Origin of the sequence: Streptomyces neyagawaensis, from assembly GCF_023516595.1 — a bacterium.
Taxonomy (GTDB): Bacteria; Actinomycetota; Actinomycetes; order Streptomycetales; family Streptomycetaceae; genus Streptomyces; species Streptomyces neyagawaensis.
In genome coordinates this window covers 36285-44609 of sequence record NZ_JAMGBG010000156.1, presented here as the reverse complement: position 1 = coordinate 44609, position 8325 = coordinate 36285, and the positions used below count along the sequence as shown (strand labels likewise).

5 protein-coding genes are annotated in these 8325 nt (G+C 72.3%); all 5 read right to left on the bottom strand.

What is annotated here, in order from left to right; all coding sequences use genetic code 11:
* Nucleotides 1-1088, bottom strand: a 1088-nt coding sequence (locus tag M8J73_RS39640) for an ABC transporter ATP-binding protein (protein ID WP_249829712.1), incomplete at its 3' end; no start/stop codon positions are given.
* Nucleotides 1089-1264: 176 nt separating this feature from the next.
* Nucleotides 1265-2035 (bottom strand): ABC transporter permease, encoded by a 771-nt coding sequence (locus M8J73_RS39635; RefSeq protein WP_055540378.1) that lies wholly within the window; start codon nucleotides 2033-2035, stop codon nucleotides 1265-1267.
* Nucleotides 2036-2037: 2 nt separating this feature from the next.
* Nucleotides 2038-3000: an ABC transporter ATP-binding protein gene (locus tag M8J73_RS39630; RefSeq protein ID WP_055540377.1), complete on the bottom strand. Its 963-nt coding sequence runs from the start codon at nucleotides 2998-3000 to the stop codon at nucleotides 2038-2040.
* Nucleotides 3001-3164: 164 nt separating this feature from the next.
* Nucleotides 3165-4103, bottom strand: a complete 939-nt coding sequence (locus M8J73_RS39625) for a coiled-coil domain-containing protein (RefSeq protein ID WP_055540376.1) — start codon at nucleotides 4101-4103, stop codon at nucleotides 3165-3167.
* Nucleotides 4104-4337: 234 nt separating this feature from the next.
* Complete coding sequence (gene scy / locus M8J73_RS39620; protein WP_249829711.1) at nucleotides 4338-8186, bottom strand: polarized growth protein Scy; 3849 nt, start codon at nucleotides 8184-8186, stop codon at nucleotides 4338-4340.
* Nucleotides 8187-8325: the final 139 nt, after the last annotated feature.

Sequence of the window (8325 nt, the reverse complement as noted above, 5' to 3'; positions counted from 1 at the left end):
GCCGGAGCCCCGTACGGGCCGGCCGGCGGCTGGCCCTGCGGCGGCGCGAACTGCTGGCCGCCCTGCTGCGGCGCGGGCGGCGCGTACCAGCCGGGCTGGCCCTGGCCCGGAACCGGCATCGGCGGCTGCGCGCCGGGCGGCAGGGGCTGCTGGAGCCCGGCCTTCTGGTCGATCGTCGAGCGGTAGTCCACGGCGCCCTGCGTCATCCGCATGTACGCCTCCTCCAGAGACGCCTGGTGCGGGGACAGCTCCCACAGGCGTACGTCGGCGTCGTGCGCGAGGTCGCTGATGCGGGGCAGCGGCAGGCCCATGACCCGCAGCGCGCCGTCCTGCTCGGGCAGCACCTGGCCGCCGGCCTCGGTCAGCGCGGTCGTCAGCTTCTCGCGCAGCTGCGGCTCGGTGTCCGGGGTCCGGACCCGCGCGAAGTCGGCGGAGTTCGCCGAGATGAAGTCCTTGACGCTCATGTCGGAGAGCAGCTGGCCGCGCCCGATCACGATCAGGTGGTCGGCGGTCAGCGCCATCTCGCTCATCAGGTGCGAGGACACGAAGACCGTACGGCCCTCCGCGGCGAGCGCCTTCATCAGGTTGCGCACCCAGAGGATGCCCTCGGGGTCGAGGCCGTTGACCGGCTCGTCGAACAGCAGCACCTGGGGGTCGCCGAGCAGGGCGGCGGCGATGCCGAGCCGCTGGCCCATGCCGAGGGAGAAGCCCTTGGAGCGCTTCTTGGCCACGTCCTGGAGGCCGACCACGCCGAGCACCTCGTCCACCCGGCGGGCCGGGATGCCCGACAGCTGCGCCAGGGACAGCAGGTGGTTGCGGGCGGACCGGCCGCCGTGCACCGCCTTGGCGTCGAGCAGGGCACCGACCTGGCGGGCGGCGTTCGGCAGCTTGCGGTACGGGTAGCCGCCGATCGTCACCTGCCCGGAGGTGGGGTTGTCCAGGCCGAGGATCATGCGCATCGTCGTCGACTTGCCGGAGCCGTTGGGCCCCAGGAAGCCGGTGACGGCCCCTGGCCGCACCTGGAAGGAAAGGTTGTACACGGCTGTCTTCGCGCCATAGCGCTTAGTCAGGCCGACTGCCTCGATCATGCTCCGCACCCATCGAACGGTTCAGGACGTCTCGTCTCAGGACGTCGGGGCGCACGCCCCCGTAAGGGTTAGGAGCTTATCCGGGCCTTGACGGTTCCGCTCAAGAGTAAGTAAAACCGCGCAGGTCACACGGTCGCCGACTTGGCATGTACGTTTCGCCTGGTCAGGCCCCTCGGTCATGCGTCGCGCTTCTTCAGCGACAGGAACCCGCCGAGCAGCGCGGCCAGCACCCACAGCGCCATGATCCCGAGGCCGCCCCAGGGCCCGTACGGGGTGTCGTCGTCCACCGGGGTGACCACGCGCATGATGCTGCTGCCGGCCTGGTCGGGCAGATAGCGGCCGACCTTCTCGGTGGCGCCGACGTTGCCCAGGATGTTGGAGATCAGGAAGAAGAACGGCATCAGGATGCCGAGCGACAGCAGCGGGCCGCGGAGGATCGCCGCGATCCCCATGGAGAACACCGCGATGAGCGTCATGTAGAGCCCGCCGCCGATGACCGCGCGCAGTACGCCCGGATCGCCGATGGCGGCCCGGTGCTCCCCGAGCATCGCCTGTCCGAGGAAGAACGTCACGAAGCTGGTCGCGAGTCCCACTCCGAACGCGAGTGCGGTCGCCACCGCCAGCTTGCTGAAGAGGAACGTGCCCCGCTGCGGCACCGCCGCCAGCGAGGTGCGGATCATCCCGGTGCTGTACTCGTTCGACACCACCAGCACCCCGAACACGATCATCGCCAGCTGACCGAGGCTCATCCCCGCGAAGCTCACGAACGTCGGATCGAAGGAGAGCCGCTCCGTACGGCTCAGGTTGTCGAACTCGTGCCGGGACAGCAGCGAGATGAGGATGCCGAGCGCGACGGTGACGACCACCGCGAGGGACAGCGTCCACACCGTGGACGCCACCGACCGGATCTTGGTCCACTCCGACCGTACGACCTGTGCGGCGGCCATACTCAGCCCTCTCCCTTCCAGCCCTCGCCCCACGCCCGGGCCGCGGGAACGTCCCCGGCCCCGGAGTGGGCGTGGTACTCCACCGACTCGGCCGTCAGCCGCATGAACGCCTCCTCCAGTGAGGCCTGCTGCGGGCTCAGCTCGTGCAGGACGACCTGGTGCCGGGCCGCCAGCTCCCCGATGTGCTCGGCCTTGCCGCCGTCCACCTCGAACGCGCCGTCACCCGTCCGCAGGACGGTGATCCCGGCCGCCGCCAGCACATCGGACAACTGCTCGGGCTGCGGGGTGCGGACGCGCACGTACGTGCGTGAGTTCCGCTGGATGAAGTCGGCCATGGAGGTGTCGGCGAGCAGCCGCCCCTGCCCGATCACGACCAGGTGATCGGCGGTCAGGGCCATCTCGCTCATCAGGTGGGACGACACGAACACCGTCCGGCCCTGGGCGGCCAAGGACTTCATCAGGGTGCGGATCCAGTGGATGCCCTCGGGGTCGAGTCCGTTGACCGGCTCGTCGAACATCAGGATCCGCGGGTCGCCGAGGAGGGCGCCCGCGATGCCGAGCCGCTGCCCCATGCCGAGGGAGAAGCCCTTCGCCTTCTTCCGGGCGACCGGGGTGAGGCCCACCGTGTCCAGTACCTCGTGCACCCGCGCCCGGGGGATCCCGTTGCTCTGCGCGAGGCACAGCAGATGGTTGAACGCGCTCCGCCCGCCGTGCACGGCCTTGGCGTCGAGCAGCGCGCCGATGTACGTCAGCGGGTCCTTGAGCCGGTCGTAGTGCGTGCCGTCGATCCGCACATCCCCCGCGGTCGGCCGGTCGAGTCCGAGGATCATCCGCATCGTCGTCGACTTCCCCGCGCCGTTCGGCCCGAGAAAGCCCGTCACCATGCCGGGCCTGACCGCGAAGGAGAGGTTGTTGACGGCCACCTTCTCCCCGTACCGCTTGGTCAGCCCCTCGAGCTCGATCATGCGGCCACGCTAGAACGGGCCCGGGCCACCTGCCACCGGGGCACCCCGCGCCCGGCACCCCTCACACCGAAGGGCTCGCACCCCCTCACACCGAAGGGCCCGCACCCCCCGAAGGGGATGCGGGCCCTCAAGAACCCACGGCCGACAGCCGTCACACAGCGGTGTTACCGGGTCTGCTGCGCCGGAACACCCCGGGAGATCGGCTCGTCGTCGGTCACCGGCGTGCCCGCCGCGGCGACGGCCGCACCGGTGAGCGTCGCCAGCATCTCGCGCACGTTCGTCAGCTGGGCGTTGATGGAGTCGCGGCGGTTGGTGAGCGCCGCCAGCTCGCGCTCGGATTCCGAACGGATCCGGTCGGCCTTGGCGTTCGCGTCCGCGACGATGTCCTCGGCCTGACGCTGCGCGGTCTCCACCGTCTGGCGGGCGCGGCGCTCGGCGTCGGTGCGCAGCTTCTCCGCCTCCAGACGGAGCTGCTCCGCGCGGTGCTCGATCTCCGCGAGGCGCTTCTCGGCCTTCTGCTGCCGCGAAGCGAGGTCACGCTCGGACTGCTCACGCCGCTTGGCGAGGTTCGTCTCGAAGTCGGCGGCGGCCTGCGCGGCCTTGGCGCGGGTCTCCTCGAAGAGGGCGTCCGCCTCCTCGCGCTTCGACTGCGCGTCCTTCTGCGCCTCGGCACGCAGCTGCGAAGCGTCGCTCTTGGCCTTCTCGACGATCCGGACGCCCTCGTCCTCGGCCTTGGCCTTGCGCTCCGCGGCGAACGACTCGGCGTCGTTGCGCACCTGCTGGGCCGCCGACTCGGCGAGCTCGCGGTGCTGCTCGGCGGCGCGGCGGGCCTCCTCGCGCAGGTCCTTCGCCTCCTCCTCGGCGAGGCGGAGGATCTTCTCGACGCGGGCGCCGAGACCGGCGTAGGACGGCTCGGCGTCGGTGACCGCGGCCTGGGCGTTCTGCGTCTCGAGGTGGAGCTCCTCGATGCGCTTCTCGAGGGCGGTGATGCGGGCGAGAGCGGAGTCACGGTCGGAGACGAGCTTGGAGATACGTTCGTCCACCTGAGCGCGGTCGTATCCACGCCGCACAAGCTCGAAGCCGTAGGGGGAAGTGTCGCTCATGGGGTTCCTGTCGAATGAGACCGGTGAGGTGATAGGTGGAATCCTAGGGGGCGAAGCGGCGTGTCATCGAGCGGATGCACGTTTGATCTGGAGAATGACACCTCTTTTGAGTGGCCGACCCTCGGAATACTTGCCAGAAACTTTGCATCAAGGCCCTGGCGAGCACAGGAAGAACACAATTGGGTGTCTGACGATCGAGTGGCGCGGGACCATACCCGCAACAGCCCGACTCCGCTAGCCGTCTGACGACTTGCCACCCGATCGGGTAGCACCCGCTGTGGCACCCGCCTTGACTCCACCGTCCTTGCCGCCCGACGGGGCCTCAAAAGACTCCAACGCCTCCAGGACGTCCTGGACACGGGAGATCTCCGCATTGATGTCCTCGCGGCGCCGGACCAGCACCTCGAGTTCCCGCTTGCCCTCCTCGACCGTACGGCGGGCCTCACGGATCGCCTCGGCCTTCAGTTCCTCGGCCTCACGGATGAGCGTGGACTTCTTCTGCTCCGCCTCCTTCAGAAGACCCTCGGCCTTCTTCACGGCGGCGATACGCACCTTGCCCGCCTCGGAGTTCGCCTCGGAAACGATCTCCTTGGCCTTCGCCTGAGCCTTCTCCAACTGCTCCTCGGCGGCCTTGATCAGCGCGTCACAACGATCGCCGGCGGATTTCATCGTCTCGGCCGACTCACGGCGGGCCCGCGCGTGCAGCGCCTCGATCTCCGACGTGATCCGCTCGCGCAGTTCCTCCGCCCGCTCCCTTATGGCGGTCGCGTCCCGGCGCGCGCCGACCAGCAGCTCGTCGGCGTCCTGACGGGCCTTCTCGACCGTGGTGTTGCCCTCCACGGTCGCCGTGGAGATCAGCCGGTCGGCCTCCGTGCGGGCCGCGCCCACCATGGAGTCGGCCTGTGCCTCGGCGTCCGCGGTGGTCTTCAGCGCCTGCTTCTGCGCCTCCGCGAGCAGCTTGTCGGCCTCCGCCGCGGTCTCCGTGATGAGCGTGTCGACCTGCTCGGCGGCTTCCGAGCGCCGCTTGTTGGCGTCCTTGCGGGCCTCGTCGAGCGTGCGGTCGGCCTCGTCGCGGGCGGCCGCCGTGAGCCGCTCCGCCTCCGCCTCCGCCTCGGCCCTGACCCGCTCGGCGTCGTGCCGGACCCGCTCCGCGTGCTGCCTCGCGGAACCGACCGTCTCGGCGGCCTCGGCCCGCAGCCGCTCCGCGTCGTCGGTCGCCTCGGAGATCAGCCGCTCGGCCTGGGCGACGGACTCCGCCCGGACCCGCTCGGCCTCCTCGTTGGTCTCCCGTGTCAGCCGCTCCGCCTCGGCGGTGACCTCGGTGATGAGGGTGTCGGCCTGCGTCGCCGCGTCCGACCGGATGCGGTTGGCGTCCTCACGGGCCTCGGCACGCGTGCGCGTGGCGTCCTGGTCGGCCCGCGCGATGGTGTCGGAGGCCTCCGTACGGACCCGCTGGGCGTGCTCGGACGCCTCCGAACGCACCCGCTCCGCCTCGGCGATCGCCTCCGCGACCGTGCGCTCCGCGAGCGACTTCGCCGCGTCCGTCTCCTCACGGGCCTCACGGCGCACCCGGTTGGCGTCGTCGGTGGCCCGCTCCCGCTCCGCGTAGGCGTCGGCGCGGACCCGGTCCGCCTCCTCCTCGGCCTCCCGGCGCGTACGGTCCGCCGCGTGCTCCGCCGCGTTGCGCAGCCCGGCGATCTCCTCCTGGGCCTGCTCGTGCAGCCCGGCGACGGAGTCCCGCACCTGCTGGGCGTGCTGCTCGGCGGCCGACACCATCTCCGTGGCCCGCCGCTCGGCCTCCTCGACCAGCCGTACGGCCTCGGTCTCGGCCTCCTCCACGCGCTTGCGCGCCGAGGCCAGCAGCTCCTCGCTCTGCTCGCGGGCCCGCCGGCGCTCCTGGTCCGCCTCCTGGCGGGCCGAGCCGAGCAGTTCCTCGGCCTCGCGGCGGCGCCGGACGGCCTCCTCCTGAGCGGCGGCCAGCGTCTCCGAGGCCTCCGCGGCGAGCCGCTCCGCGGCGGCCTGCGCCTCCGCCCGCACCCGGTCCGCGGTGTCCTGCGCCTCCGACTTCAGCCGCTCCGCCTCGGCCGCGGCCTCCGACCGCAGACGTACGGCGACGGCCTCGCCCTCGGCCCGCGACGCGGACGCGTCCGCCGCGGCCTCGTCCCGCAGCCGCTCGGCCTCGGCCTCGGCCTGCGCCTGGAGCGTACGGATGCGCTCGGCGGCCTCGGTGCGCAGCCGGTCGGCCTCCTCGGCGGCCTCGCGGCGGATCCGCTCGGCCTCCGCGCGGGCGTCGGTGAGCGCCTCCTCGGCGGAGGTGAGCCGCTGCTCGGCGTCCGTGTGCAGCCGGGCCAGACCCTCGGCGGCCTCCGCCTCACGGGTCGCGATGCCCCGCTCGGCCTCCTCGCGCAGCTCACGGACGGCGCGCTCGGCGTCGGCCTTCAGCTCCTCGGACTGCTCCTCGGCCTCGGCGCGGTGCCGCTCCGCCTCCTTGCGGGTGCGCTCCAGCGTCTCCTCGGCCTGACGGCGCAGCGCCGAGGCGCGCTCGATGGCCTCCGTGCGGACCTTCTCGCTGTCCGCGGTGGCCGTCTGCCGCAGCTCGTCCGCGTCCGCCTTCGCCTTGGCGAGCAGCTCCTCGGCGGTCTTCGCCGCCTCCTCGATCTGCTGGACGGCCTCACGGCGGGCCTCGGACCGGATCCGCTCGCCCTCCGCGACCGCGTCGGCACGCAGCTGCTCGGCCTCGCCGCGCAGCCGGCGCGCCTCCTCCTGCAGCTCGACCGTCTTGGCGCGGTACTCCTTGGTGTCGTCCTTCGCCGCGCCCTTGAGCTCCTCGGCGAGGTCGTGCGCCTCGGCCCGCAGCCGGTCCGCCTCGGCCTCGGCCTCCTTGCGGATCCGGTCGGCCTCCTCGGCGGCGGCCTTGGTGGTCCGGCGGGCGTCCTCGGACGCCTTGTTCAGCACGTCCTCGGCGGTCTTGGCCGTCTTGGCGAGCTGGGAGGCGGACTCCTCCGCGGTGAGCGAGCGGGCCTTCTCGGCCGCCTCGGCGAGCAGCTTCTCCGCCTCGGCCTTGGCGTCCGCGACGACTTCCTCGGCGGCCGCCTTGGTGGCCTCGGCGTCCTTCGTGGCCTCCTCGACCAGCCGGGCGACCTGCTCCTTGGCCGTACGGGTGCGCTGCTCGTTGGTCGACTCGGCGGTGGAGAGGGCCTTGGCCGCGTTCTCCTTCGCCTCGGTGACCAGCTTCTCCGCCTCGGCCCGCGCCTCGCGCAGCGCCGCCTCGGCCTCCGACATGCGCTGCTCGGCGGCCCGGCTCAGCTCGGCGGCCTGGCGGCGGGCGCTGTCCGACTCGGTGGCGGAGGAGGAGCGCAGCTGCTCGGCGTGCTCGGTGGCCTCCTGGGCCTGCGTCGACGCCGCGTTCAGCAGCCGCTCGGCCTCGGCGCGGGCGCGGCGCAGGATCTGGTCGGCCTCCGCGCGGGCGGCCTCGGAGTCGCTCTGGAGACGCTGGCGGGCCTCGTTGGTGAGCCGCTCCGCCTCGGCGCGGGCGGCGGCCAGCGCCTGCTCGGCCTCGGCGCGGGACTCGTCGACGAGCCGGCGGGCCTGCTGCTCGGAGCGGGCCCGCAGCTGCTCGGCCCACGCCACGTTCTCGTTGACGTGGGACTCGACGGTCTGGCGGCGCTCGGACAGCTCCTGGTCGAGCTGCTGGCGGCGGGTGACCGCCTCCTGGTGCAGCTCCGCCTGGAGGCGCGCGGCCTGCTCGGCGTGCTCCTGGAGGATCCGCTGGGTCTGCGCCCGCGCCTGGCTCAGCTCGCGCTCGGCGTCGGCGCGCAGCTGGTCGGCCTGCATCTGGGCCTGGCGCAGCATCTGCTCCGCCTGGTACCCGAGGTCGGCGCCGTCGTAGGCGGGCCGGGACATGAGGGTGCGGCGCGCCTCGTGCAGCTTGGCGCGCAGCACCTCGACCTGGTAGCCGAGGTCCTCGGCGTGCTGGATCGCCTTTTCCCGCTCGGTCTTCAGCCGCTCCATCTCGGCCTCGAACCGAGAGAGGTGGTCGACGTCAGCCGCCGGCTCTCGCTCCTGGCGTTCGTAGCCCCGCACTGCGCGGTCCCATCCGTCCCCTGGTCGCAACCTCTGGCAAACGAGCTCCGTCCAACCGGCGAACGGGGCCCCCGGGGAATGGTGTCAGATCAACGGCGGAGCACGGGCTGCCGCCCTCACCCTCGTCCCCCGAAACCTG

Coding starts and splice junctions, on each gene's coding strand:
- M8J73_RS39635 (WP_055540378.1), bottom strand. CDS start 2,035: ATGGCCGCCGCACAGGTCGTACGGTCGGAGTGGACCAAGATCCGGTCG.
- M8J73_RS39630 (WP_055540377.1), bottom strand. CDS start 3,000: ATGATCGAGCTCGAGGGGCTGACCAAGCGGTACGGGGAGAAGGTGGCC.
- M8J73_RS39625 (WP_055540376.1), bottom strand. CDS start 4,103: ATGAGCGACACTTCCCCCTACGGCTTCGAGCTTGTGCGGCGTGGATAC.